The 26,622-nt window shown below is 50.0% G+C and carries 25 protein-coding genes; 15 read left to right on the top strand and 10 right to left on the bottom strand.

The features are described 5' to 3' along the window. The first annotated feature begins 406 nt into the window (after window positions 1–406). The 8 genes from H6F76_RS01335 to proB all read left to right on the top strand — a co-directional run bounded on the left by H6F76_RS01335 (window position 407) and on the right by proB (window position 8,809). A complete protein-coding gene (locus H6F76_RS01335) occupies window positions 407–1,342 on the top strand; it encodes an NAD-dependent epimerase/dehydratase family protein (protein WP_190505302.1) in 936 nt (311 codons plus the stop codon). Between the two features lie 263 nt (window positions 1,343–1,605). Beyond that, on the top strand, window positions 1,606–2,781 hold the full coding sequence (locus H6F76_RS01330) for a F420-0:Gamma-glutamyl ligase (RefSeq protein ID WP_190505300.1): 1,176 nt from the start codon (window positions 1,606–1,608) through the stop codon (window positions 2,779–2,781). A gap of 90 nt (window positions 2,782–2,871) precedes the next feature. Further along, on the top strand, window positions 2,872–4,224 hold the full coding sequence (locus H6F76_RS01325; RefSeq protein WP_190505246.1) for a GNAT family N-acetyltransferase: 1,353 nt from the start codon (window positions 2,872–2,874) through the stop codon (window positions 4,222–4,224). A 13-nt stretch (window positions 4,225–4,237) separates the two neighbouring features. Next, window positions 4,238–4,729, top strand: coding sequence for a Holliday junction resolvase RuvX (gene ruvX / locus H6F76_RS01320; RefSeq protein WP_190446497.1), 492 nt, complete (start codon window positions 4,238–4,240; stop codon window positions 4,727–4,729). A 59-nt stretch (window positions 4,730–4,788) separates the two neighbouring features. Then, on the top strand, window positions 4,789–5,349 hold the full coding sequence (locus H6F76_RS01315; RefSeq protein ID WP_190505244.1) for a DUF3727 domain-containing protein: 561 nt from the start codon (window positions 4,789–4,791) through the stop codon (window positions 5,347–5,349). A gap of 265 nt (window positions 5,350–5,614) precedes the next feature. Then, window positions 5,615–6,706: an endolytic transglycosylase MltG gene (mltG, locus tag H6F76_RS01310; protein ID WP_190505242.1), complete on the top strand. Its 1,092-nt coding sequence runs from the start codon at window positions 5,615–5,617 to the stop codon at window positions 6,704–6,706. Between the two features lie 132 nt (window positions 6,707–6,838). After that, the gene (locus H6F76_RS01305) at window positions 6,839–7,369 is read left to right on the top strand and encodes a YqeG family HAD IIIA-type phosphatase (RefSeq protein WP_190505240.1); all 531 of its coding nucleotides are present in this window, start codon (window positions 6,839–6,841) and stop codon (window positions 7,367–7,369) included. 330 nt (window positions 7,370–7,699) lie between these two features. Then, the gene (gene proB, locus H6F76_RS01300; RefSeq protein WP_190505238.1) at window positions 7,700–8,809 is read left to right on the top strand and encodes a glutamate 5-kinase; all 1,110 of its coding nucleotides are present in this window, start codon (window positions 7,700–7,702) and stop codon (window positions 8,807–8,809) included. A gap of 66 nt (window positions 8,810–8,875) precedes the next feature. Here proB and H6F76_RS01295 read toward each other — a convergent pair whose 3' ends face one another. Beyond that, window positions 8,876–9,658 (bottom strand): response regulator, encoded by a 783-nt coding sequence (locus H6F76_RS01295; protein ID WP_190505236.1) that lies wholly within the window; start codon window positions 9,656–9,658, stop codon window positions 8,876–8,878. Window positions 9,659–10,012: 354 nt separating this feature from the next. Between H6F76_RS01295 and H6F76_RS01290 the strand changes: the two genes are divergently transcribed. Beyond that, entirely contained in the window at window positions 10,013–10,255 is a 243-nt protein-coding gene (locus H6F76_RS01290; RefSeq protein ID WP_190446502.1) for a DUF6761 family protein, read from the top strand. Window positions 10,256–10,344: 89 nt separating this feature from the next. On the opposite strand, the gene H6F76_RS01285 is transcribed toward H6F76_RS01290, so the two are convergent. Continuing rightward, a complete protein-coding gene (locus tag H6F76_RS01285; RefSeq protein ID WP_190505234.1) occupies window positions 10,345–10,869 on the bottom strand; it encodes a dihydrofolate reductase family protein in 525 nt (174 codons plus the stop codon). Between the two features lie 71 nt (window positions 10,870–10,940). Then, entirely contained in the window at window positions 10,941–11,387 is a 447-nt protein-coding gene (locus tag H6F76_RS01280) for a hypothetical protein (RefSeq protein WP_190505232.1), read from the bottom strand. Window positions 11,388–11,535: 148 nt separating this feature from the next. Here H6F76_RS01280 and asnS point away from each other — a divergent pair, with 148 nt between their 5' ends. The 3 genes from asnS to H6F76_RS29465 all read left to right on the top strand — a co-directional run bounded on the left by asnS (window position 11,536) and on the right by H6F76_RS29465 (window position 13,323). Further along, the gene (asnS, locus tag H6F76_RS01275; RefSeq protein ID WP_190505230.1) at window positions 11,536–12,924 is read left to right on the top strand and encodes an asparagine--tRNA ligase; all 1,389 of its coding nucleotides are present in this window, start codon (window positions 11,536–11,538) and stop codon (window positions 12,922–12,924) included. A gap of 101 nt (window positions 12,925–13,025) precedes the next feature. After that, on the top strand, window positions 13,026–13,142 hold the full coding sequence (locus H6F76_RS31285; RefSeq protein ID WP_199321845.1) for a DUF29 family protein: 117 nt from the start codon (window positions 13,026–13,028) through the stop codon (window positions 13,140–13,142). After that, the gene (locus tag H6F76_RS29465) at window positions 13,102–13,323 is read left to right on the top strand and encodes a DUF29 family protein (protein ID WP_199321844.1); all 222 of its coding nucleotides are present in this window, start codon (window positions 13,102–13,104) and stop codon (window positions 13,321–13,323) included. Before H6F76_RS31285 ends, H6F76_RS29465 begins: the two co-directional genes overlap by 41 nt. A gap of 305 nt (window positions 13,324–13,628) precedes the next feature. Here the strand turns inward: H6F76_RS29465 and H6F76_RS01265 are convergent, their stop codons facing one another. Together H6F76_RS01265 and H6F76_RS30810 are read right to left on the bottom strand one after the other, a co-directional pair. After that, on the bottom strand, window positions 13,629–14,783 hold the full coding sequence (locus H6F76_RS01265) for a hypothetical protein (protein WP_190505228.1): 1,155 nt from the start codon (window positions 14,781–14,783) through the stop codon (window positions 13,629–13,631). A gap of 524 nt (window positions 14,784–15,307) precedes the next feature. Beyond that, window positions 15,308–15,436, bottom strand: a complete 129-nt coding sequence (locus H6F76_RS30810) for a hypothetical protein (protein ID WP_277881166.1) — start codon at window positions 15,434–15,436, stop codon at window positions 15,308–15,310. 116 nt (window positions 15,437–15,552) lie between these two features. On the opposite strand from H6F76_RS30810, the gene H6F76_RS01260 reads away from it, so the two are divergent. Beyond that, window positions 15,553–16,092 (top strand): 2'-5' RNA ligase family protein, encoded by a 540-nt coding sequence (locus tag H6F76_RS01260; RefSeq protein WP_190505226.1) that lies wholly within the window; start codon window positions 15,553–15,555, stop codon window positions 16,090–16,092. Here the strand turns inward: H6F76_RS01260 and H6F76_RS01255 are convergent. From H6F76_RS01255 to pheT, 3 genes are all read right to left on the bottom strand, one after another. Beyond that, the gene (locus H6F76_RS01255; RefSeq protein ID WP_190505225.1) at window positions 16,089–16,922 is read right to left on the bottom strand and encodes an aldo/keto reductase; all 834 of its coding nucleotides are present in this window, start codon (window positions 16,920–16,922) and stop codon (window positions 16,089–16,091) included. The genes H6F76_RS01260 and H6F76_RS01255 overlap by 4 nt on opposite strands. A gap of 142 nt (window positions 16,923–17,064) precedes the next feature. After that, a complete protein-coding gene (locus H6F76_RS01250) occupies window positions 17,065–17,334 on the bottom strand; it encodes a YciI family protein (RefSeq protein WP_190505223.1) in 270 nt (89 codons plus the stop codon). Between the two features lie 103 nt (window positions 17,335–17,437). Further along, a complete protein-coding gene (gene pheT / locus H6F76_RS01245; RefSeq protein ID WP_190505221.1) occupies window positions 17,438–19,921 on the bottom strand; it encodes a phenylalanine--tRNA ligase subunit beta in 2,484 nt (827 codons plus the stop codon). A 488-nt stretch (window positions 19,922–20,409) separates the two neighbouring features. On the opposite strand from pheT, the gene H6F76_RS01240 reads away from it, so the two are divergent. Next, window positions 20,410–22,020 carry a serine/threonine-protein kinase gene (locus H6F76_RS01240; protein WP_190446511.1) on the top strand — a complete coding sequence of 537 codons (1,611 nt, stop codon included), beginning with the start codon at window positions 20,410–20,412 and terminating at the stop codon, window positions 22,018–22,020. Between the two features lie 637 nt (window positions 22,021–22,657). On the opposite strand, the gene H6F76_RS01235 is transcribed toward H6F76_RS01240, so the two are convergent. Then, window positions 22,658–23,452 carry a hypothetical protein gene (locus H6F76_RS01235; protein WP_190446512.1) on the bottom strand — a complete coding sequence of 265 codons (795 nt, stop codon included), beginning with the start codon at window positions 23,450–23,452 and terminating at the stop codon, window positions 22,658–22,660. 208 nt (window positions 23,453–23,660) lie between these two features. Further along, window positions 23,661–25,364, bottom strand: a complete 1,704-nt coding sequence (locus tag H6F76_RS01230) for a peptidase M15A (RefSeq protein WP_190505219.1) — start codon at window positions 25,362–25,364, stop codon at window positions 23,661–23,663. 282 nt (window positions 25,365–25,646) lie between these two features. On the opposite strand from H6F76_RS01230, the gene H6F76_RS01225 reads away from it, so the two are divergent. Next, the gene (locus H6F76_RS01225; RefSeq protein WP_190505217.1) at window positions 25,647–26,186 is read left to right on the top strand and encodes a shikimate kinase; all 540 of its coding nucleotides are present in this window, start codon (window positions 25,647–25,649) and stop codon (window positions 26,184–26,186) included. The last annotated feature ends 436 nt before the right edge of the window (window positions 26,187–26,622 follow it).

The following is a 26,622-nucleotide window of genomic DNA, read 5'->3' as shown; positions in this document are numbered from 1 at the left end:
CTCTCTTAAGTCCCATCTGGCTCTCTACCTGAAGCTCATGCTTTATATAGGCTTAAAATGCCCATCAGAGTTATTTAGAAAGTCAAGTAAGGAAGGCATTATTAATCTTCAGCTACCCGGTTCAAAACAGCCCCCCGATAGACTTCCATAACCTGTTGCTGTCAGCGGCGAGTAATCATCAAAGGTTTCCATATGATTACGTAAACCATGCTGATAGCTTGTAACCCTTAACATCAGTAAATGCCTTTTCATAAATGGCAATACGAGAGACTCAAAGCCTGTTTCTCCTGCTTTTAAGTCTTGCTCAAGTCTCTGCTACTCAGTTACGTGTGCAGTGTCGATCGATAACCATCAACCGCTTCAGCCTAAGATGGAGAGTTGTTGCAGTCGGGGAACGATCAAGGCGATGCGAATTTTAGTGATGGGTGGTACTCGGTTCGTTGGCGTTTACCTGACGCGCCTTTTAGTAAAGCAGGGGCACGATGTGGTGCTTTTTAATCGAGGCAAAAGGACTGCTCCTGTAGAAGGCATCCAGCAAATTCACGGCGATCGCACGAACCCTACTGAGCTGAAAGCAAAGCTCTCTGGCGAAACCTTCGATGCCATCTTTGATAACAACGGACGCGAACTCACCGATACCCAACCGCTGGTAGAAATTTTTAACGACAAGGTGCAGCACTTTATCTACATGAGTTCTGCTGGCGTGTATCTCAAAGCTGATCAGATGCCCCACGTGGAAGGGGATTCAGTTGATCCCAAGAGCCGGCATAAGGGCAAGCACGAAACAGAAGCCTATCTGAGCGAGCAGAACGTGCCGTTTACGTCTATTCGACCCACTTACATCTACGGTCCGCAAAACTACAACGACCTGGAAGCCTGGTTTTTCGATCGCATCGTGCGCGATCGTCCGATCCCCATTCCCAGTCACGGTCAACACTGTACTCAGTTTGGGCATGTGCAGGATCTAGCGCAAGCGATGACTCAGGTCTTAGGCAATGCCAGCGCGATCGGGCAAATTTATAATGTGTCGGCCGATCGCATAGTGACATTTGACGGTCTTGCTCGCGCCTGTGCCGCTGCTGCGGGAAAGTCTCCTGAGGCTCTAGCGATTGTCCACTATGACCCTAAACAATTTGACTTTGGCAAACGCAAAGCCTTTCCCCTTCGTACTCAGCACTTCTTTACCTCCATCCAAAAAGCCCAGACTGAACTCAACTGGCAACCCACCTACGATCTCATCTCCGGTCTTCAAGACTCCTTCCAAAATGACTATTTAGCTTCTGGACGCGATACAGCCGCGATTGACCTGTCTATTGATGAGGAAATCTTGGCAGCAAGGTGAGGACGCTAGGAGAGCAGAGGGCTGAGGATATTGGGGAAGAAGGGGAGCAGAGGGAGGGGGCAGATTTTGAGTTACTCTTTTATGCCCTCTCCGCTTCTCCTGCTTCCTCCGCCTCTTCTGCTTCCCCTACCTCCTCTGCTTCCTCCGCCCCTTCTACTCCCCTACCTCTTTTGCTTCCCCCACTTCCCGTCTAGTTGCTGCAAAACTCCCAACTCCTACTAGACTTTTTAACAGAGTGATTAGGCGAAATAAGGCTTGTGGGGATTATTGCGAGCATTGCGATCGCGGTTGTTAGTGTCGTCATCCTTTTGCTGTTGGCATTAGAGGTGCAGTACCGTCGCCGTCCGGGAAACAAGCTAGAGCTAACAGCAGGCAACTGGCAACTAGAAGTTTATGAGCCGCAGCGCTACCTATTGGTAGGCGAACTGGAGTTCCGTAACCTGACCCAGCGCCTGGAAGTGATGGTGCCTGAAATCTGGGTAGAGGTAAAGCTGCTATCCACAGATAGCCTGAAAGGGATTACCACTGACGCACAGGTTATTCCTCGTTACAAAGATGCTGAACCTAGAGCCGATGGCTATTGGGAAGGACACATTGTTAAGCGTGAGGTGTCGCCGATCGAAATCCAGGTAGAAATTCAGGGTGCAGACCTAAGTGCCTTGAGGGTTGCCTGGATACGGGTACATTTTTTCACCTATGGTCCGCAGGGACGCATACCGCGTGTGCGCCATGTCATTGTGCCGCTGGTCTTTCCTAGTCCGGCAGATTCTAAAAACTGGCGACCCGCAACAAATGCGGATGTGTTGCCGATTCGCACTCATCTGTTGACGCACCTCGACAACCCTGTGGAAGTAGTGCAGCGCTACGTCTTGCCCAATGCTCAGCCCGGCGATATTGTCACCATTGGCGAAACGCCGCTAGCAGTCATGCAGGGGCGGTTTCGGCATCCTAGTGATCTAAAACCAGGCTGGGTCGCACGGCGGTTATGCTACCTCTTTTTGCCTACATCTAGTCTGGCTACTGCCTGTGGGCTGCAAACCTTGATCGATTTGGTCGGTCCTGTGCGGGTGCTATTTGCTTTTGGGGTGGGAGCGATCGCCAAAGTTTTTGGCAAACCGGGTGTCTTTTACCAATTGGCAGGTGAGCAAGCTCGTTTAATTGATGACGTAACAGGCACTATCCCGCCCTACGATCAGTTCATTGTCTTGGGACCGCAAAACCCACAGCAAGTAGTCGATCAAATCAAGCGTGAAACAGGTTTAGCTGCTGCCATTGTGGATGTCAACGATTTAAGAGCGGTGAAAGTCCTGGCAGCCTCTCCTGAGCTGACAACATCGTTTCTTCAGCAGGCGCTGATTAAAAATCCGGCGGGCAATGCGAGTGAACAAACACCCGTTGTTTTAATTCGACCGGTTAAGTCAACAAAGTCGGTAACCTGATTGAAAGTCGGTTTAGCCGATAAGCTTTAGAATAGAGACTAAACAGTCAAACCCTGGACGTTGCGCGCGGCTGCTTACAGCCATACCACGATGACTCAAGTTCTTCCTCAAACCACCCAAGTTGTCATCCGACCTATCCAGTATCGTGACTTGGAAATAGTCGAGCGTCTCTGTGCGGCGGATTCTGAGCAAGACACTTCTCGTGAAACGATCGCCGAAACCTCCTCAGCGTTTTTGTTTCGTCCGTGGCGTGGTCTTAAAAAAGCGTTAGGTCTGGTATGGTCACCGGCTCAACAAACCTTTGGAGCCTACCTGACAGATCAAGATAATCAACTGCGCGGCATGATTCGGATTTCGCCGTTCAACCGCACACGTAGCACTTGGCGAGTCGATCGCGTTGCCGTTGTGCATACTGTTGAACCACCGACGGACTCTTCAGCCGCCCCTACTGATACCTCAACTGATATTCCATTAGACCAGCCGAAGTTATCGGCAAAATTGAGCCTAGCGACCGTTGGTTCACAGCTTCTACGGCACTGCTTTGAAAAGATCTGGGAAGCACGTACCTGGCTTTTGGAAGTAGACGTGAACGACACGGCATTGCTGGCGCTTTATCGGCAAAATGGCTTTCAGCCGTTAGCGCAAATGACTTATTGGTTGCTGGCTGCTGACCAACTTCAGGAAATTGCCGAGCGGGAACCAGATTTGCCCAATCTTCTGCCCATTAGCAATGCTGATGCTCAACTGTTGTATCAGTTAGACACGGCAGCCATGCCACCGCTGGTGCGGCAGGTGTTTGATCGTCATATGCTCGACTTCAAAACGAGCCTATTCGGTTCTTTAATGAGTGGTGTCAAGCATTGGTTGAGCCATACCGAAATGGTCAGCGGCTATGTCTTTGAGCCACAGCGGAAAGCGGCGATCGGTTATTTTCAGATCCGTCTTTGCCGAGATGGTTCGCAACCGCATCAGGCACAGTTAACGGTGCACCCTGCTTACACCTGGCTCTACCCTGAGCTGATGTCGCAAATGGCACGTATTACGCAAGAAGTGCCAGCCCAAACTTTAGAGTTAGCATCGTCTGACTACCAGCCAGAACGAGAAGAATACCTGGAGCGCATTGGTGCAACTCGGGTTGCTCATACGTTGATGATGTCACGATCGGTCTGGCATAAGCTGCGGGAGTCAAAGCTGCCGATGGCACTCGATTCGCTTCAGCTTTCCGAAGTGCTGCAAGGGTTTAAACCGGCACGTAAGCCAGTACCTGGGCGCATTTCTTTGCTGCGTCTGTGGAATCAATCCACCACTGATCCTAAAGCAGGCAACGCTGCTCCCGATACCGACAGCGCTCAAAGCGAGGTGGCGCGAGGCAATCAATCACTATTAAACCTGCCTACGTCCACCGATTTTTCTGACCCGCCGCAGGAAGGACCTTGCTGCTAATCAGTGGAACGTGATGCAAATCTCTGCACTGGGGTTAGACGTTGGTCGAAAGCGGATTGGTGTGGCAGGCTGCGATCGCACTGGGTTGATCGCGGCTGGACTCATGACGATCGATCGCCAATCCTTCCAGCAAGTGCAAAGCCAGCTTCAACAGCTTGTTACAGAACGTAACGTGCAGGTCTTAGTGGTAGGCTTGCCGTACACTATGAGCGGCTCGATTGGCGCACAAGCGCGCCACATTCAAAAATTTGCCCAGGCAATGGCAACCGCGCTACAGTTGCCGCTGGAATATGTAGACGAGCGGCTGACCTCTTTTCAGGCGGAACAGTTGCTTCACGCACAGAAAATCTCCCCTTCTCGCAATAAAGGGCTAATCGATCGCAAAGCTGCGTCCCTCATTCTGCAACAATGGTTGGATGAGCGCCGCCTCAAGGCAACTTACACTCAAACGTCTCCAAAACCCGACGCGGCTGACTCTGAAGCGCTGGATTCAACCACCTTCTAGTCATGGGTAGAAACGTGTAAACCGCCTGTAAAATGATCGATTTTAGTGGAGAGTCCGGCATGGATGAAGACGATCTCGAGATGGAAGTAGAAACCGTAACCCTGACGGATGATGCCGCACGGACGATTACCTGCACCATTGAACATTCGCTAGAAGTAGAAGGGCAGGAGTATGTGCTGCTCTTACCAGTCGATTCACCCGTCGAAATCATTGCTTGGCAGGAAGATGGCGACGAGGAAGAAGCGGTTCCCGTTGAAGATGACGAAGACATCAATCTTCTCTTTCCGGTTGCCAAAGTGGTTCTAGAGGAGCAAAACCTGGTGCTTAAGCGTACTGCCGTTACCCTAACGGTAGAAGGTGAGCTCCCCGACCTGACTGAGGAAGATGACCTCGCAGGCTTAGAATCTGACGCTGATGGTGAAGAAGAAGAACTGCAATTTCTGGCAAGCTTCTACTACGAAGAGCAAGAATTTGGCATTTACGCACCGCTTGATCCCTTTTTCATTCTGGCGCGCGTTGATGAGAATAATCAGCCTCAGCTACTGACACCAGAAGAGTTAGAGAAGATTGAGCCACTGCTGCCAATGATTGAAGACCAGTTGATTGATCAGTTTGATTAGCTTGTTTGAAGGTGCTTATTATGTTGTAGTTGTTGGCTGTTAGTTCCTAGAGTATCTTGCTACTGAAATCGCGAGGAGCTTTCTAACAAACAAATACCTGTAGGGGCAGTTTTGGCACCAAAGTTAACGGCTGGATGTCAAGACTTTAGCAAAACCTGCCCTTACCACAGGGTAAAGCTATACTTGGCAATCTCCCTGCTACTGAAAGCTACTTACTAACAACTAGCAACTCTTTATTCTCGATCGATTGAACCAGCGACACAGCATGAAAGCAATTCAAGGCATGATCAAGGGTGCGATCGCTCTGCTGTTAATAGCAGCGATTGGTGCAGTTGGCTGGCGTGGTTGGCTATGGTGGACAACTGCCAATACACCCCCGGTCGCTGCTGGAACAACAGCAAAACCCGTGAAACTACGCATTCCGCCAGGCACCTCAGCCCAGGAAATTGGCAGAGATTTACAGGCCCTTGGCGTGATTCGTTCAGCGACCGCATGGGATCTTTGGTCACGCTGGCGCATGTTTAAAGAACCAGACGGCGGCTTCAAAGCTGGTGTGTACCAGCTATCGCCGACGGAACCATTAGAGTCAGTCGCAACCAAAATTTGGGACGGTGAGGTGGTTCGTCTGGGCTACACCATTCCAGAAGGTTGGTCGCTCCGGCAAATGGCGGCTTATTTTGAGGAGGAAGGCTTTTTCTCAGCGCAAGCGTTTCTTACAGCTGTAGAGCGCTTTCCCACTGCTCAGTACACCTGGTTGCCTAGCAAGAGCGAACCTGGATTACCGCTTTTAGAAGGTTTTTTGTATCCTGACACGTATGATGTGTCGGGGCTACCAGTAGAACCCGAAGCCATTTTAAAGCAGATGCTTGATCGCTTTGAGCAGGTTGCCTTACCCCTTTACAAGCAAGGACAAAAACAAACTGACCTTAGCTTTAGCCAGTGGGTGACGCTTGCTAGCATTGTTGAGAAAGAAGCAGTGATCGCTAACGAACGGCCCCGCATTGCCGGTGTCTTTGTCAACCGTCTAAAGAAGAATATTCCTCTCGGTGCTGACCCAACGGTTGAGTACGGGCTAGGCATTCAGCAAACACCAGACCAGCCGCTCACTTTGGATCAGGTACGTACGCCTTCTGCCTATAATACTTACCTGAATACAGGGTTGCCGCCAACGCCGATCGCTAGCCCTGGTCTTGCCAGCCTTAAAGCGACTTTGAAGCCAGAGGACACCGATTTTCTCTACTTTGTTGCGCGGTACGATGGTACCCATGTTTTTAGTCGCACCCTGGCAGAGCATCAAGCAGCGCAAGCGACTATTCAAGACAAGCGCAAGTCTACCAAGTCCAACAACGCTCAATAAGCGGACCCATCGACGCCTTTCGCAGTGCAGTCTACCCGGACACGGTTGTCCGCCTACCAACACGATACAGGCTTTTACTGTTAGCAATGTGTTGGTTCACGCTTTTAGAACCCATCATTCCTACTTTTACTTATGTCCTGGGGCAAACTTCTTCAACCTGATCTCATCCTGCACGGACCGATCCTGAAACTGACACCCGCAATGCTGCAACAGCATCAGCTTAAGGGGTTAGTCCTTGACGTAGACGAAACTCTAGTGCCCATTCGGATGTCTGAGGTTTCGGCAGAGTTGCTACCCTGGGTAAACGAAATCCGCCAGGTAGCAACCTTGTGGCTTGTAAGCAATAACATTAGCGAGAACCGCATTCAACGGATTGCTAAAACCTTAGATTTACCTTATATCACTGGTGCTGCCAAGCCGTCTCGTCGTAAGCTGAGACGTGCTGTAGAGGCAATGGGGCTACCGATAGAGCAAGTGGCAATGGTAGGCGATCGTCTCTTTACTGATGTCTTGGCAGGCAACCGTCTTGGTTTGTTCACCATTTTGGTCGAGGCGATGGTCAATCCTAACGAAGCAGCCAAACGATCGCCCCTTCATGCGCTCGAAGTTCGGCTTTCGCAAGCGCTAGGTGCCTCCTTCTTGCCAGATATGCCAGATAAGTAACTGCTAGAGGGGAACGGCTAACCGTCTGATACACTGTTCTGCTTAGCAGTTAAAACTGTAGCTACAGAGGCACTGAAAAGACACAAAACACTGAGTCAGTTGTAGTAAAGCCAATGTTTAAGAAAAACTTAAAGCAATCAGGGATCAACAGAAACGGCTGCTAAATTGATGAGTATAGTACTGGAGTCGGCTTAGATAAAGACTCTAACGATGAATGACTGTGAATATTTGGCAGGCGCTAGATCCACCTCATAAGGATTCTGGCGCTTTGCCATTTTAAAGCGATGATTGCTTAGACTAAAAACTCTAACGCGATCGCAACTCGAAGCAATGCCCCAAACCCTGGTTGTTAAAATTGGTACGTCGAGCCTGACTCAGCCAGCCAACGGGCTTTTGGCACTGGCAACGATCGCTACTCTTGTGGAAGTGTTAAGTAGTCTTAGACAGCGAGGCTACCGGATCGTTCTAGTGTCCTCTGGTGCCGTAGGAGTGGGCTGCGCGAGGCTGGGGATGACTGAACGTCCACGTACAATCGCTCTCAAGCAAGCAGTAGCAGCCGTTGGTCAGGGGCGGCTCATCCGCATCTACGACGATTTTTTTACCTCTTTACAGCAGCCGATCGCGCAGGTGCTACTGACTCGCAGCGATCTTGTGCAACGCAATAGCTATCTCAACGTCGAGCGAACCTTTCAGCAGTTGCTTCAGCTTGGCGTGATCCCCATTGTTAATGAAAACGATACGGTTGCTGTGGATGAACTGAAGTTTGGCGACAACGATACACTTTCGGCACTGGTTGCTAATCTAGTACGGGCAGACTGGCTCTTTTTACTCACGGATGTCGATCGCCTTTACTCAGCCGACCCACGCAGCGATCCTAACGCACAGCCGATCAGCCGTATTAGCCGGATCGAACAACTGAAGGAGCTACAGGTCAAAGTAGGAGATCGAGGCTCTCGGTGGGGCACTGGCGGCATGACGACAAAAATTGCCGCTGCCCAAATCGCAGTTGGTGCCGGGGTGCGTACAGTAATTACTGACGGTCGACACCCCAGAAACCTAGAAAAGATCTTGCAAGGTGAGGCGATCGGCACCCAGTTTGAACCTCAACCTCGTCCTGCCAGCGCTCGCAAACGTTGGATCGCTCATGGGTTAATTCCTACAGGCACGCTCTACCTGGACGATGGTGCTGTCAAGGCGATTCGTAACGCCGGACGATCGCTCCTTGCTACCGGGATCGTGCGAGTAGAAGGCGAGTTCCAAAGCCAGGAAGCCGTGTTACTGCGCGATCGCTCCGGGCTAGAAATTGCCAGAGGTATCGTTAACTACCACAGCACGGAACTCCAGCAAATCAAAGGGCAGCAATCGGACGCGATCGCTACCATCCTTGGCTACCCCGGTGCCGAAACTGTTGTCCATCGAGACAATCTAGTTCTAAGTTAATGGCTGAAAGGCTAAAAGTGCGATCAGCACTCGAGTAAACTCAAAACTCATCCTTCATCCTTTTCCCTAACTCCTCCCGCGTTCGCTTACCATTGTGCGAACCGACGCTCGCGCCACGGCTTTTCGATGAGGTGGATAATCAACGGGCTGAGGGGTCGCTGCTATCAGAGACTCTAGATTAAACCGATACCCCACATTGCGAACAGTTTGAATCAAGTTGGGCTGACGGGGATCCGTTTCGATTTTTTTGCGGAGCGACAGGATATGGGTATCAACGGTGCGGGGATTATCGATCGCATCGGGCCAAGCTCGTCGCAGTAATTCTAGTCGAGTAAGAGGCATGCCACCGACTTGAGCTAGCACATAGAGCAAGCTAAACTCCTGCGGCGTCAGTTCGACCAGATCACCCTTAAACCGCACGCGGCGATGTACCAGGTCAATCTTGAGGTCACCGTAGTCCAGCGAGGCTGGCGGAGCAGGTGCTTTGCTGCGTCGGGTCAAGGCATCGACTCTGGCAAGAAATTCCTGCATCCCAAAGGGCTTGGTTAGATAATCGTCAGCTCCGGCTCGTAAACCCTCAACAATGTCAGTTTCTGTACTCCGAGCAGACAGCATCAGAATGAGTGACTGGTGCTGTTGCTGAAGCCAGCGGCAAAACTCAATGCCACTGCCGTCAGGCAGCTCTGAGTCCAAAATAACCAGTGTGGGTTGACGATGCTGAAATGTATCTCTTGCCTGGTGGAGGTCAGCCGATTGATGTACCCAATAACCAGCCTGCTGCAAATGCCACCCCAGTAGCGAGCGCAGATGCGGATTTGCCTCGACAATTTGAATACAAAAAGCTCCCACGGAGGCTACATTCCTCAAAGGTTGTGAGTATAAACCTATCAGAGCCTTCACTCCAGGTTTGTAATCGGCGCTACCCCTATCCATTCAACGTTCTAGAGAATATGGGGAGGCTCTACGAAATTGCTGCCCGGCGTGTCGGGCAAATTACAGACAACCAAAAAAGTTTTATACGTTACAGTCTCAGGAAGGAGCAAGAACTTTATTCATTAAAGTTAAAATGAGTATAGATAGCAGTTTTATTTAAGGCGAGTGGTTCGGGGTCCATGGTTTTGCGTTAGCACCCATTTTTAACCTCCTGGTGGATCACTGCCCTCTTGAGTCCGAGCTGTTAACTTAGTCACCTTAACGCGAATTATGTTGCAGGACACCCCCACCATCCGCTACTACCAGAAACTTAGCGATGCCTTAGTCGATCTCTGGAATCGGGGTTATCGCTTTGACGACCTACGCCTTTACGTGGATGGCTACTTGGCTTCGCTCAGACATTCCAGCAGCCTGGAGCCATATTTGATTCACCGTCTGGAAGAGGAGATTGTCCGTTATCTGTATGACCCGTCTAACTTTGAAAAGACCCAGACGGAACTGGATTATCGTTAGAGCCTGAACGATCACAGCCATTTTGAAATTCAACTTTGAGGTTCAGACGTCATACTGTTGCGCTTCTCCAGTAAGGCGCGAGTGTTCTTTTAGCCTCCTCGCTTAAGCAATTGATACTTCATTTGCACTAGCCCTGAATCGTAGCAGTGGCTGGCAAGGCATTGAAGAGGCGTTGTCAGGTCTGTTTCGCTAAATAACGGTATACCGCTACCGAGCAAGATGGGATGGACAGAAAGAATGAGTTCGTCTAATAGCTCATGCTTTAGGAACGGGTAGATTAGTGCGGCTCCACCAAGTAGCCAGATGTCTTTGCCATTGCTTTGGCAGAGTGTCTCCACAAAGGCTTTGATGTCTGTACGGACTGTTTCAGCGTAAGGCGACGCATCAAAGCCAGGATTGTGCGAGAAAACATAGCTCTGCTTCTCTTGATAAGGAAACTCGCCAAACGTTAACACTTGCTCGTAAGTTTTTCGCCCCATAAGGACGGTGTCAACGCTAGCCAGAAACTCTGTGTAGCCGTAGTCTTGGTCTGTGAATAGCCAATCGACTTCGCCAGAGGGGCGGGCGATATAGCCATCTAGGCTTGCAGCAATGAAAAGAATGATCCGACGCATCGTGCGGTTGCTGAAATTTTCACATGTAGAGTATCACACTGTAGCTTGCAGGCTAGGTGCTGCTGCTCGTATCACAAACGACGCTGAACTGCTTTCCTAATGGCCTTCATCAATGGACGATCGCGCTCCTCATCGAACGGGATGGACTGTCGATACTCTGGCTCATACGACTGGGGCAGCGAGGTGCGGTACTGCTCAGGCTCCATCAAATACCTGGGAAACACATGAGCATGGAGGGCTGGCTCCAAATTGCCCAAAATTTGGTAGTTGATACGATAGGCATTAGTGACCTCCAGTAGTGCATCGCCCAAAACTGCCATATCGTGCAGGAATTGCGATCGCCCCGACTCATCCAGTGCATTCAAATCTGGGACAACTGGATCAGGTAGCAGCAATGAGTAACCGCGCAGAAATTGTACATCTCCTAAAACTAACCAACCTGACGGCACGCAACAGATGACCGCTGGGTTGGTTCCTGCTCGTGCCGCCTCGACGCGACGATGAATCAATGTAGGCATAGTTGGCTTTCGACCGATACAAACTTTCTGCAAAAGGCGATCAGACAGCGATACGTCTGGTTTAAAAGGATCTAACCTTTGTGAAGCACTTTGCTACACTCAAATGCAGCGCTATTGCCTCCCACTCCCTACTCCCTTTTTTATGACCATGACTCGACGCATTGTAGACCTCCTCCGCCACGGGCAACCTGCCGAAACCGTCACAATCAAGGGATGGGTGCGGACGAAGCGTGAGCAAAAAGAATTCAGCTTTGTGGAAGTCAACGACGGTTCCTCCATGGCAGGGCTTCAGGTTGTAGTCAATCAGGATGTTCCAGGCTATGCCGAGACAATCAAGCGAGTTAGTACGGGTGCATCGATCGAAATTGCTGGCACGTTAGTCGAATCACCTGCAAAGGGGCAGCGGATTGAATTGAAGGCAGAGTCCATCGTCGTTTATGGGGAAGCTGATCCAGAAACCTATCCCTTGCAGAAAAAGCGGCATTCGTTTGAATTTTTGCGGGAGATTGGGCATTTGCGATCGCGTACCAACACCCTCAGCGCCGTGTTTCGCGTCCGTAATGCGGCTTCAACTGCTATTCACCAGTTCTTTCAAGAGCGTGGATTTTTGTGGGTGCATACGCCGATCATTAGCGCCAGCGACTGCGAAGGGGCGGGCGAAATGTTTACTGTGACGGGCTTCGACCTCAACAAAGTGCCTGTCACAGCCGACCAGAAAGCCGACTTTAGCAAAGACTTTTTCGGCAAACATACTTACCTCACTGTCAGCGGTCAGCTAGAAGCCGAAATTATGGCAATGGCGTTTAGCAACGTTTACACCTTTGGTCCCACGTTTCGCGCCGAGAACTCCAACACCTCACGCCACTTGGCAGAATTCTGGATGGTTGAGCCGGAGATGGCGTTTTGTGACCTCGAAGGCGATATGGATCTAGCAGAAGCTTTTCTGAAGTACATCTTCAAATTTGTGCTAGAAAGCTGCCCGGAAGACATGGAATTCTTCAACCAGCGCATTGATCAATCGGTGCTGGAAACTGCCGACAATATTATTAACAATGAATTTGCGCGAGTGACTTATACAGAGGCGATCGCGCTGCTCGAAAAGTCCAGCAAAACGTTTGAGTATCCCGTTGAATGGGGTCTAGATTTGCAATCGGAACACGAACGCTATCTCGCAGAAGAGCATTTCAAAAAACCGACGATCGTCACTGACTATCCCGCCAAAATCAAAGCCTTCTATATGCGGCTCAATGACGACGAGAATACCGTCCGGGCAATGGATATCCTTGCACCCAAAATCGGTGAAATTATCGGCGGCTCCCAGCGTGAAGAACGCCTGGATGTCTTGGAACGCCGCATTCAGGCACAGAGGCTTGATCTAGCAGAATACTGGTGGTATCTGGATCTCCGTCGCTATGGCACAGTGCCTCATGCAGGTTTTGGTCTAGGCTTCGAGCGTCTGGTTCAGTTTATGACAGGCATGGGCAATATCCGTGACGTAATTCCCTTCCCGCGCGCGCCGCTAGATGTGGAGTTTTAAAGTGTAAGCAAGCATTCTGTCACGCAACTAAGATGTTGAGAGGAAACCGCATGACAACAGAAATCAAAGCGAGTCGTAAGGACCCCTAAGAGACAGACTTTTTGCAGTGGATTGAAACGACAGTCGCACAGTTGAAGGCGCAGGATTATGCCAACATTGACTGGGAAAATCTGATCAATGAAATCGAAACGATGGGACGAAGTGAAGCCGAAGTCTGAAAAGCAATCTGGTTGTCATCTGGAAGAAATCTTTGAAGAATGCTATGCAGATACGGTTGAACAAGCGATCGCCAAAGCCGATCTCCCTTCTGAAACCTTCCCGCGATCATGCCCTTACACCATCTCAGCCACGTTAGATTCTAGCTACCTTCCTGGCTCATCTGTAGCAGATTACTCATGATTTTACCAGTCTATTTCCTTCTATTAAGTACAGTTAGGCTGCTATCTTTCTTCGTACCTATCAATTTAGATTTTTTACCACACCTTGAATTGAGGCTGGTACAGGAGATGAAAATTTTCGTATTTCCAAACATTCTTTAAACTACGGCTTCATCGCCTCCAAAAAATAACGTACCGGGATAAGAAAATTCTCATCCCGGCGATTGCGACTAAAGCTATTTGTTTCCAGTTGAGTTCGAGGCTCAATGAAGCAATTGAAAGCTCCTGGATTGTTCAGACATTTAGTCTTACCTAGACAATGCGCAGTTAGTAGCGAAAGACTGCGGCAACAGGCGTATTGTCTGGCACTTTTTCTGGTTCTACGGCATACACTGTTCCTCCATGAAAGATCGTTTGAATCGCTGCTGCATTCAGCAAATCTTCATCACCCAGTTGAGCCTCATTATGCATTTCAAGCTCCATTGAATCTGGATCAAAATGACCCCATTTTTGCACACCGACGGGAACAAAAAGCTGTTCAACACGACCATAAAAAGCGCCTTGAATGACTTCGTTCAAGTCATTTGAGCCTTTACCAGCAGCGATCGACTCATGATAGTAATCGATCGCTTTTTGCTGGTTTGCCTCAAATAGTGGCTCCACGATCGCCCACGCTTCGGCATGAAGTTCTTGCGCTGTTTGCTCCTTTGTGTTGTGTTGAATGCCTTCTTCCACAATGAAATTGTAGGTATTTGCCTCGTGATAAATCGGCAGCAAATAATTAACGCCAGCTAGAACAAGTGGTGCATGGCGATTACGGAAAAAGTCGTGCAGTGCTTTATCTACTAATTGGAAATATTGCAGCAAATCCTCTTTGACATTTTCGCGCTCGCCGCCCTGTCCATGATACGAGCCAGCCTGTAGGGCAGCACGACCTGCACCACCACCCTGTCGCCGCTGTTCATCCTTCGCCGTTTCGTCATACTGCAAGGCATCATCCATGTTCTGCGGCAAGCCCTCGATTTCCACTTCACGAGTGATGCCGTAGCGATTGCCTTCTAAAAGACGCACATCGCGCTGACCAAGCGTGAGAATATAGTAGCGATCATCTCCGCTTAGTAATGGAAGTAATGGCTTGAGATGAAAGCGATCGCTTACAACTACCAGTTCAATCATATCGATCGGCACACGATAGAAGCGGAAGAATCCTTCTGAGATGAACAATGCTAAACCTGCACTTTGATGCTGCCAAAAGTCATCTTCATCTAACTGGATAGCAGGCTCAAGAAAATGACCTAAATTAGTCGGACGTGATTCATATTTTTCTAACTCTGCTTCCGCCTGCCGAATGAGATTCTTGAAGCGGACAGAATTTTGCTGCGTTTCTGAACCAAGCTGTGCAGTTGGCATATAAATCGATACACACAATCCCTGCGGCTGCTCTACAAGTTCTTTCAGTTCTTCGATCGAAAGGAGGCTCATATTATTTAAGGTGAGATTTAAAGAGATGGAAGTGAGGGTTGCTATACAAGAAGCGTAAAAATTTTTTCAAGTGGAAGCCCCTGCCAAACGGTAGAAAAGCTTGCTCGTTAGAAACTGGAGCGTTATTTAGCTTTGAAGCAATAATTAGCTAAGGCTAGCCTTGTAAATTAGTGAAACAAAAGTTTGTTAAACTTCATTGTTTGTTCCTGGATCAAGCTAGACAAAAGCATTGCTCCCAGTTGTTTTGTTTGCTCGATCAAGAACACCAATCTACAGCGTAGCCACGGAAGCAAACTAACAATTCCATAGCTGAACCTTCTAATTTGTGTTCCTAGGTTAAACGCGAATACCTCTATTCGCCTCTGCAATAGCGTCTCTTCAATGCGTTTAAAAGTTTCCCATCGTGTTGCACAACTTTGCGAAAGGCTCGCTTAAATTTTGGAGGCAGGACGAGTGCTCTTATTTCTCGTTCAGTGCCTTAAGTGGTTGCTGCAATGCTTCAATATTGCCTCTACAGGCTGTGGCTACAATTTACTGGCATGAAAAGCGGCGATCGACTCCTTTAGCATGTGCGATCGCTTTTCGACGGCGTTCAATAGGTCGTCTGCAAAAAGCATCCAGTAAACTTCCTGTTGATCAACTGGGCGTTGCATCACTGCATTAAGCGCTTAGTCAAAAGCCTCCAGCCTTTTCCCAATCAGTTATTCTGTTTTTAGTTTCTTTTTATTGTCTCTGCTTCACTGTTTTAAGGCATTTATAGCGAGCAAGCATGGCAACTAATAGCAATGATCCGCCGCTCATTTTGACGCTCAAACTGAATCAAACAACCTTCGAGCAGGTAAATACCTTACGACAGCAGTACTTTCCGCCTGAGAGAAACTTTCTTCCTGCTCATGTCACGCTTTTTCATGCGCTACCTGGAGATCAAGAAAGTGCCATCTCGCAGCATCTGCAAAAGCTGTGTACTCAAACATCAAGCATTGACCTCTCATTGCCAACACTCCGTTTTTTGGGCAATGGTGTGGCGATCGAGCTTGTCTCTCCTGAGCTTGTGCAGTTACGGCAGACCCTAGCAGGAGGTTGGAGCGACTGGCTAAGCGCACAGGATCGGCAAGGCTACCGCCCACACATCACCATTCAAAATAAAGTGGCAGCAGCAGAAGCTCGACAAGTGTACGGGCAATTGCTAGAGCAATGGCAGCCCTTGCAAGGCTATGGAGAAGGGTTGCTGCTTTGGTATTATCAGGGTGGACCGTGGACATTAGCCAGCGAGTTTTCCTTTACGGCTGAAGCCACAGTTGACCCTTAAAGCATTTCCAGGGGCACGGGTTTGGTAGGTGGGGGAAAGGCTGCCTCCAGAGTTGCTAGTTCTTCCGGACTCAATTTCAGCTCCAGAGCAGCGTAATTTTGCTCTACATGCTCGATGCGACTGGCTTTAGGAATCACGATGACACCCTCTTGATGCAATAACCAGGCGATCGCGATTTGAGCCGTTGTCACTCCACGCGCTTGAGCCATTGCCGTAAGCGTCTCGTCGTTTAATAAACGCCCTTGCTCGATCGGAGAATATGCCATGATAGGCAGATCGTGCTGTCGGCACCAGGGCAGTAGGTTCCATTCAATGCCGCGCCGCGTCAGGTTATAGAGCACTTGATTAGTGGCAATGCTGCTCCCTCCCTTGAGTTGGCTAACTTCCTCCATGTCTTTGACATCAAAGTTGCTGACACCGTAAGCACGAATTTTGCCTGCTTGTTGCAACATCTGAAAAGCAGTCAGGGTCTCCATCAAGGGCACTGAGCCGCGCCAGTGCAACAGGTAGAGATCGAGATAATCCGTGTTTAAGCGTTTGAGGCTCCGCTCACAGGCAGCGATCGTCCCTTGCTTGGAAGCATTGTGGGGGTAGACCTTGCTGACTAGAAAGACCTCAGAGCGACGCTTACCAATCGCTTCAGCAATGACTGTCTCTGCACCACCTTCCCCATACATCTCGGCAGTGTCAATCAGCGATAGCCCCAACTCGAGTCCGTGACGGAGGGCAGCAATCTCACGCTGGCGATTCCTGGTACTTTCTCCCATCTGCCAGGTGCCCATGCCAAGAACAGGCATGGCTTGTCCGGAGGGCAGTTTAAGAGTCTGCATGGTTGGTATCATCCATTCAAGCTAGGGGTGGGAGCATCTTCCTTATTAGTGCCTAAACATGGCATCAAGCGTGTGGAAAATTGCGGTTGGGGCAATCAGTGCCCGTGCCGTTGCCTCTTAGGGGCAAAATTTCGTTCTTCGCTCAAAGTGCTTGAATCCATTCTTTGACATCGTATTCAGTCCAGACTCCATTCTGCCAGTAGGGATCGGCTTCGATCAGTTCGCGCACGATCGCTTCACTCTCTGCTTCATAAATGCCAAATACTTTGGTCAGGTCTTTTGTGGGACCGATCGTGACTAAGACACCGGCTTCTTTCTGCTTTGCAAGACCGTCTAGATGTGCCTGACGATAAGGGGCGCGTTTTTCCAACACATCATCTGCATAGCTGCCCCAGAGAACGTACTTTGTCATCGGTTGAATCAGTATAGTTTTGAGTAATGAGTTTTGCCTTGCGAGTGAAGAGCTTTGAACTGAACTTAAAACTAAGCACTCCAAAACTCCTCACTCTTTCCTGCTAGCTTCTCAGGTCAACGCGGAATTTATCGACCAAGGCTTCTCGAACTTGTTGGTGTACGGGGTCAATGTCGTTATCTTGGAGGGTACGATCGCTCGCCCGATACAGCAACCGAAACGCGAGACTGCGCTGTCCGGCGGGCACATTTTCGCCGCGATACTCATCAAACAGGTCGATCGACTCTAGGAGCGTGCCGCCCGCTTTGGTAATGGTGCGTTCAATTTCAGCCACCGATACTTGAGTGGAAACGAAGAAAGCAATGTCGCGATCGGAGGGTGGATAGGTTGAGAATGGCTGGAAAATTGGCACGCGCAGCTCGTCGCGATCGAGTTGATCCAGCAGCACATCTAAATCCAGCTCAAACACGTAGACCTCATCTAGCAAGCCCCGTTCCTGGCGCAGTTGCGGATGCAGTTGCCCAAAGGTGCCTAAACGGCTACCACCGACCCAGAGAGAAGCTGTACGACCCGGATGAAGTCGATCGTCCCGGCGATCAGGCTGATACTCAACAGCTAACCCCAGACGTTGAAAGACGCTTTCCAGCAAGCCCTTTGCTTCAAACCAGGTTAGTGCTTGCTCACGTCCAGAGCGTACCCACTTTCCGCGGGTTGCATCGCCACCCAAAATGCCTGCGAGCGAATCTGCCTCGCTCAGACCATCCTCCTCAGACCAAAAGATGCGTCCGAGTTCAAAAGCATTCAGCGCCCCGTTACCTTGCTCCAGATTGTACTGAAACGCATCAATCAAGCCATCGATCAGGTTTGTTCTTAAAGCAGAGTATTCTGCAAATAAAGGATTAGAGAGGACTATTTGTCGGGTACCGCCCGGTTTGCCGAGGGTGTAGTGTGTCACTTCTGTAAGACCGATCGCCCGCAGTGCTTCCCGCAGATTGCGACTAAGTGCCTGTTCGATCGAGAGAAACCCTGGCTCGGTTTTGTCGGGCAGCGTATCGCAAAAGTTGTTGTAGCCATAGAGTCGTGCAATTTCCTCAACGAGATCAATTTCACGCTCCAAGTCACGATAACGGTAGGGCGGTACGGTGACAGTCCAACTGCGATCAGTAGTCATAGGCGACAGCTCGCAGCCCAAAGCCGTCAGTGTGCGCTCTACATCCTGGGGTTGCAGTTCACTCAACTCTTCGCCAACCGTCACAGGACCCAACACTTGATTGACTCGATCGAGCCGCAACTCAATTGATCGTGCAGCCGACTGACTGCTACGTGCATCCGCCATTACCTGAGTAGTAACGACCCCACCGGCAAACTCAGCCAGCAGCCCGATCGCTCGACGACAGGCAACCTCTAGTTCTGCCTGGTTTACTCCTCGTTCGTAGCGTGCCGAGGCTTCCGTTCGCATACCTAGAGAGCGAGCCGAGCGACGAATTGCTGCCGTATCAAAGAGCGCGGCTTCTAGCACCAAGCTTTGAGTGCCCGCATGGACTTCTGTTGCCTCTCCACCCATCACCCCTGCCAGTGCCACAGGCTGATCGCCAGCCGTAATCAGCAAGGTCTGTTCTTGCAGCGATCGCGTCTGCCCATCCAACGTTTTGAGCGTTTCGCCTGTGTTTGCAAACCGCACACCAATTTGGAGCGAGGGCTGAGGACGACTATCCGCTACTGCCTGGCTGACCGCTGTTCGCTGACCGCTGACTGCTACTAAGCGATCGCGATCAAAGGCATGAAGCGGCTGCCCCCATTCCAGCAGAATATAGTTGGTGATATCCACCACATTGTTAATTGGGCGCGTTCCGGCTGATTGTAGACGCTGCTGGAGCCAACGAGGAGACGGTGCAATTGTCACTTGCTCAATAACAGTGCCGATGTAGGTAGGGCACGCCTGCGGTTCCGAGATTTTTAAGGTCAGAGTTTCTGCAGAGGCTGAACTGTCGAGCAATTCTGCCTTGGGAAGTTTCAGAGTTGCACCTGTCAGCGCCACGACTTCACGGGCAATGCCGACCATACTTAGAGCATCAGCGCGATTTGCCGTTGAGGTCACATCCAAAATGACATCATCCAGACCTAACAGCGGACGCACATCACTACCAACCTGCAACCCGTCATCGTCAAAACTGTGAATGCCCTCTGACTCTTTCGTTAAGCCCAGTTCTGCAAGGGAGCAAATCATGCCTTCTGACGCAACGCCCCGTAGCTTGGCAGGCTTAATTTTCAAACCGTCTGACACTCGGGGCAGAAATGTACCCAGTGTTGCTACTGGCACCAACAAGCCTGCTTTGACGTTGGGCGCACCACAGACGATCGTCGAGGGCGTTGCTGCTCCAATATCAACCTGACAGACACTCAGGCGATCGGCGTTGGGATGCTGTTGGCGATCGATCACCTTTCCGACCACCACACCATCTGCCCACGTCCGGCGATCCTCAATCTCCTCCACTTCAAACCCTGCCATGGTCAGCATCTCTGCCAACGCCTCTGGAGTCATTGTGATATCGACCAGTTCGCTCAACCAGTTCAAAGAAATACGCATGACCTGCTTGCCAACCTTCTTTATGCAAAACCATTCTACCGTCCTACCCGTCCTCCACCGTTCACTCCTTTTCCCCTTCACCTTTCCACGTCTTCACTTCTTTACCCTTTCTCCCTTTTCGCCAATGGCAAATTATGTCAACACCTTTTCAAAATCCTTCTAGCAATAGAGAATCAAGAGAGAAGAACTTGATCGCGAAACGTTCGGAATTTTGTCCTAGCATCGGTAATAACTTAAGAGGATTGGCTATCACTCTGTTGCGCCCCTCCCTGCTTTTGGGCATCCTGGAGGAAAGGTGTATCTTGACGAGATGGCAGAATCCGTGAATATAAGGATAGAATCAATAGCTTTACGCGTAGATGGAGGAACTTTAGCAACTCTTCAAGGGTTCTCCCGCATGAACGACATTCTTGTTTGCTGTTCCTGCACAGATAATGAAACTAGGGTAGCAATATCCCAGTAGGCAACGCCAAAGCGAGTGATGTTAAATGAGCTACTGCTTAAATCCAAGCTGTCCTAGTCCTGAAGATCCCACCCCTGCTGAGATTTGCCCAGCGTGTGGCTCCAGTATCTTGCTCAACAACCGTTATCGGGTAATTCAGGCTCTTGGACAGGGTGGCTTTGGCGCGACCTTTCTTGCGATCGACGAATCTTTGCCCGGTCAACCAAACTGTGTCATTAAGCAGCTTCGTCCAAGCGCGACCGCTCCCCACGTTTTGCAGATGGCGCGTGAGCTGTTTGAGCGCGAAGCCCGTACGCTCGGTCAAATAGGCAACCATCCCCAGGTACCGCGTTTACTAGACTACTTTGAGGCAAATCAAGAATTTTATCTAGTCCAAGAGTATGTCAGTGGTTATACCCTACAGCAAATCGTAAAACGCGATGGACCGATGATTGAACAAGAGGTCAAACGCTTCCTAAGCGAAGTTTTGCCTGTTCTAGAGTATATTCACAAAAATCGAGTCATTCATCGAGACATCAAGCCCGCCAACATGATCCGTCGCGCTCAGGATGGCAAGCTTGTGCTGATTGACTTCGGTGCTGTCAAATATCAGCATCAGCCAAACTCCATTAATTCTGAGCAGACTGCCTTTACCTCCTACGCGATCGGCACCCCTGGCTTTGCGCCACCCGAACAGATGGCAATGCGCCCTGTTCCTGCTAGCGACATCTATGCTCTGGGCGTTACTTGTATCTATCTACTAACCGCAAAATCGCCGAAAGATCTTGATTACGATCCATCCACGGGCGAGTTGCTCTGGCAAAAACACGTCCATATTAATGACCACTTCATTAGCGTCTTAAGAAAGATGCTTGAAGTGTCTGTGCGTCATCGCTACCAATCCGCTGATGACATTTTTAGGGCACTTGATCTAGAACCCTACCTGGATAGTCTCGCCAATAGCATGACGGCTCAGCCCGGCGGCAGTTCACGCAAACCTGGAGACTATCGCTCGGGACCCGACTCTAATGGCACGACAACCTCTCCTCATGCACGTGCAGCCGCAGCTATTCGAGCACGGCAATTCAAATCGGACGCAACAAGCCTCCAGTCTGGTCCAGCCCGTAGCCGTGTATTTGACTCCAGAGCGTCTGCTAGCACCTCCCTCAAAAGTAAAGGTTCGACTGGGCACAGAGATGGCAATGGCGAAAAAACCAAACCACCTACACGTTTAGATGCTGATGGTCTACAAAGCTACTACTCCAAAGGTCGGCGTGACTTTGCTTCCTGCGATCTAAACGCCCTTCAAATGCCAAAGGCTAATTTAGCTGGCGCAACCTTTCATCAAGCCAACTTGAGCAAGATTAACCTACAAGGCGCTAATCTATTCAACGCCGATTTTGGTCGGGCAAATTTGAACCGAGCAAACTTGCGAGACGCTAATCTGATCAAGGCGTATATGAACAACGCTGACTTGGAAAGCGCCGATTTGCGTGGTGCTGATCTTTCCCAAGCGTATTTGTTAAATGCCAACCTGCGCGGCGCGAACCTCTGTGGTGCCAATTTAACGGGGGCAAAGCTGACAGAAGAGCAGCTTGCTATGGCACGTACCAACTGGATGACTGTACGCCCTAGCGGAAAGCGGGGTATGTGGTAAGTTACGGCAAATGATCAAATGCAATCTCCTAACGCTAAAAAGTTAGGAGCCAGGAGCCAGGAACCAGAAGTTAGGAGCCAGAGAACGGTTGGATGACTGGCAACACTCTTGCTGTTAGTGGTTGAAACTGCCCCTACATCAGTAAAGTTGCTATCGCAGACTTAAAAAAAGTCTTATCGTAACCTGCGAGGGTAAGCTACAAGCCACCTACGGGAGTACTCAAACTTTGATGCTTACTAGTCCTATAAAGCTCTTTGTAATGTGAGGCGCGTTGGTAAAGGTGCTCGAAGCACTTAAGTAAGCGCCAGCCTCCAACCATTAAGGCAAAGAAAGCTTTAAGGCGCTTGTATCGGATAACGTAGGCTCAATCATCTCGTCTTAACCTGCAAAGCCTAGATGCCGTTGGCTACAGTTGCCTTTTGCTTGCATCGCAACGATTACTTAAAGAGAAGCTGCTCTGTGTTTACAATTGCCACGTAAAAAGCGTTGGCAGTGAATTAGGTAGAAGCCTCGTAGGGTTAGTGATGCACTCCTGATCAGTTTGCGGTGCGTACGTGCCTTACTGCTTTGTAGCGTCCAACGCTCTACAGATTAGTCACGATAAAGGAACTGCATGATAACCCTCTAGTTCATTCTTTTAGCTTTGAGCCATACGGGTCGTTTTGAAGGTAACGTTGGAGCCTTCCTGGGTTTGTTCAAGTACAAGCAAAGGCGTTGGTTTGGCTTTTTGATCCCAGCGCATATTGGCAATGCGCCCTTGAATCGTGGGCTGCCAGGTGTCGTGTTCACTTGCAGGGTTAAGGAAGGTTTCCATGCAGTCGATGATTTGACCGATCGTCACTGATGTAGGCTGGGTCGGCAGTTTGAGAATTTTGATCTCAACGCGGAATAGCACGCGCTTGGTGCCTTTAGGCAGGTCGCCTGGCTCGTATTCAACGTCAAAGATTTCGTCAATTTGCCGTCCTGTGCTTGCAATACCGACTTCGCCCTGATTAGCTTGGCTGGGGCGGAGGGCCAGCGAGATTTTGTCCTTAACTTTAAGCTTAATTTGATTAAGGATAGCGAAATGGAAGACTTCTTCGTCCATCCGCATTCTGAGATAGTCGAGGTTAAATTCTCGCGAGTGGATAAGATCGGGGTTCTTCTCCATCTTGCCGATCATTTCGACCGCAAACTTCAGCTTTTTCTGAAGTTCTCGATTCTTAAACGTTTCAAACTTGACTTGCTTGGCGAGCTTATCTGTTGCGAGTTTAGACATGACGCCTAAAACGATTAGCAGCAATAGCAGCCCACCAGATGCCGCCATCCATACCTGATTGGAGCTAGCATCTGGAGCATTAGCAGATTCTGCGGGAATAGTAGGTTTTAGCTTTACAGGTTTGCTAGGTGTCTGAGCCAACCAGGGTTCTACAAAGAGCATGGGGGTTGACATGGCGGTGAGGGATTGAAAGCTTGGATTCTACTATAGTTTTCCCTGAATAACGCATTCCACATCACTAGCCTGTTCTAATTTCAGAGAAATGTAGAGGAAAGGATGTGCTGTAAACAGGGATAACGGTTTGTAATCATTACTACTACTAGCCAGCGTTTATTACGGATTCTGGACAGCATTACTTGACGATCGACCTTAACGATTAATCTTATCGCTGCCAACGGGTGCGATCGCTCTGGGCATCGACTGAGCAGAGGTAAGGAAAAGCAGCATAACGTCCTAAGCCTCCAGTCCACCAGGGATCGAGAAACCAGTAGAGTTGATTTCCTGTTAGCCCTTCGCAGTAAAAGGTTAATGCGTCACCAAGCTGGTGCTGCCTGAACGGAAGATTAGCGCTGCTGGTGTTAGCATTCGCTATATACCAAGTCGTTATGTGTAAAGGGCGATTAAGACGATCGTGTACCTGCTGTATGAGTTGGGCAAGGCGAACGATCGCATCTACGGCTGCTTGATTCGTTGGCATTTGCATACCACCACTAGTTGCCTCTGCCCAAGTAAAACTGCCGTTGGGAATAATGGCTGCATAGAGCTGAAGGGTCTCGTGCGTCCAGCGATGAGAAGCCGCTGATGGTATGAGGGGCAAAGGGACGGGCGGCGCTTCGGGGGTGTCGCGTCGTGCAACTGCCATCTGCTTCAAGTCATGGAAGAGGGACTGAAGGGCTAGTTCTGGCGTGGTGAGCGATCGCCAAAGCTGGGTCAAATGCAGTAAAGCGTCACGCTGAACAGCCGTACCTTCATAGTTAGCTGGCAGACAATGGATAAAATTGAGCAGAGCCTGATCAAGCTGAACAGCAGCGTTCGTGATATCGGTCTGCTTTGGTGAAGTAGCGGTGAAAATAGCGGGGTTTACGCCCAAAGCCATCAGGGCAGCGCTACGGCTATCAAGTTGTTGCCAGAGACGAAAGGCTTCGACAAAGGCATGCCGCTGCTCGCCTGTGCGATCGTAGGTTTGGGGCAGACGCTGGACGAACGCTAGTAATGCCGCATCAATACTGCTGGGGTTGAGCGCAGAGGTAAGGGTTTGTGCTAGTGCTGCGATCGCGGCTTCTCGTGATTCTAATTGCTGCCAGAGCTGGGTTAGGCGCAGCAATGCCTCTCGCTGTTGAGGATACCCTGCATAATGGGCAAGCATGAGTGGCACAAAGTGCAACAACGCTGCATCCAACTTAACTTCATCAAACCTGGCATCAGTCTGTTTAGCGACATCGGCGATCGTTAGACTTGCGGTCTCAACTGTGCTTGCTAGCTCCATGTTGAGTGAGGCGATCGCGGCTGCACGAGTGTCTAACTGGCACCAGAGGCGCACTGCCTCCAGCAATGCATGACGTTGATGCGGCAGGCTGAAATAGCAGTGGGGCACAGGCTTTACAAAGGCAAGCAACGCCGTATCGAGATACGTAAACGTAGATGGCAGTCGAATTGCCTGAGCCTCTAGAGACAGTTCATTCAGGTATGCCGCCAGAAGGTCTCCTGGATCGCTTGCTTCTAGCAGTGCTGTCTCAGGCTCATTCGCAGGCGCAATGTAACCCGCCGCGATCGCTTGCACAAATTTATCTGTATAGCGCCCCTGTTCGACATTCCACAAAGCCTCGCTGTTCCAGCCGTTAAGCGTGAGGTTATTGATGAGGCTGCGGATTGTATTGGCAGCGTACTGCACCTGTGCAGCAAAGGTATCAACTTGCGCCAACACAACTTGATGTACGGGCGCAATGCCCAAGCCAGTTTCGCCATCCGTAAGGGCAGGTTTGGCTTGTACCTGATAGAGTGCTGCAAGGATAGCTTTGTGTACACCTGATCGGGTAGCCTCTTGCACATACAAAACACGGCGTTGTTCAGGAGTAAGTTGTCCCATAGGGGCGAAGAACGTAGGGTACTAGGGTCTAGGTTACAGAGTGTTGTTGGTTGTTGGGGCAGAAGATAGAAGGCAAAGGGCAAAAGGCAAAAGGCAAAAACTGACACTTAATAGCTAGCGGCTCCCCCTTCTACTTCTTGGCTCTTTCACCCCTTCACTCTTCCACTTCTTCACCCTTCGACCCTTCCATCCCCTCACTCTCTCCATTCCAGACAAAAGAGGAGCAAGAAACGATCGCATCGCGCTATTCTGACAAAAGCAGGATGGTATAGGCATTGACGTGTGAACGATTTTCTTAAGGGCAGCAATGTTTACCTCATTGGCATGATGGGGGCAGGTAAAACAACAGTTGGGAAGCTTCTAGCCGCGCAATTAGGCTACCGTTTTATGGATACTGACGCAGTCGTCGAGCAGGTGACGGGGCTGCCGATTGCTGAGCTTTTTGCTCAATCAGGCGAAGAAGCGTTTCGCCAGATGGAAAGTCAGGTTTTAGCCGAACTATGCGCCTATACGCGGCTGACGATCGCCACTGGTGGCGGCATTGTACTGAAGCGCGAGAATTGGGGTTATCTCCGTCATGGCATTGTCGTTTGGCTAGATGTTCCGGTTGAGCAACTCCAGACAAGGCTACAGGCAGATACCACCCGCCCGTTGTTACAAGATGCTGACCCAGCCACCAAGCTTCAAGCACTCTTGGAGCAACGGCAACCGCTCTACGCTCAAGCCGATGTACACATTCGCTATGACGTTGCCGAAACCCCAGAAGAAGTGGCAACACGGGCGATCGAGCAGATCAAACAAGCGCTTAAGCCATCCGTCTAGATTTCGTATAGCGTTGATGTCTACAACTGAGAGTTGACGCTGCCTTGCTCTAAACTGCAATGTTGGCTGCTTAAGCTTGGAGCGCTAGCCACTTTTGGCAACAAACTTTCAGCAACAAAATTTATTGGTCAGACGTTGATGCGGTTGGCGGCCTGGGCATCCTAAATTTATCGAAGATTCATACAAACTTAACTACAGTCGCTGTTGCAGACGTTTAGAATCATGCTGTATTCAATCGTACAGACTGTACTCAACGGTACAAAATGCTGTGTAAGCAGACTGATGGCAAGCTTTGTCAACGTATTGTCAAGCAAAGGGAGGTTACTTGCAAACAGAAAGTATTGCCTGCACCAGAGCATAGCAGTAGGCACAATCGTCATGCTTGAACGAATCATGCTTAAATCGCATTTTCCTCTTGCATTTACTGCATAGACCA

This window comes from Leptolyngbya sp. FACHB-321, assembly GCF_014695975.1.
GTDB lineage: Bacteria > Cyanobacteriota > Cyanobacteriia > Leptolyngbyales > Leptolyngbyaceae > Stenomitos.
This window is presented reverse-complemented; position numbering and strand designations above follow the sequence as displayed.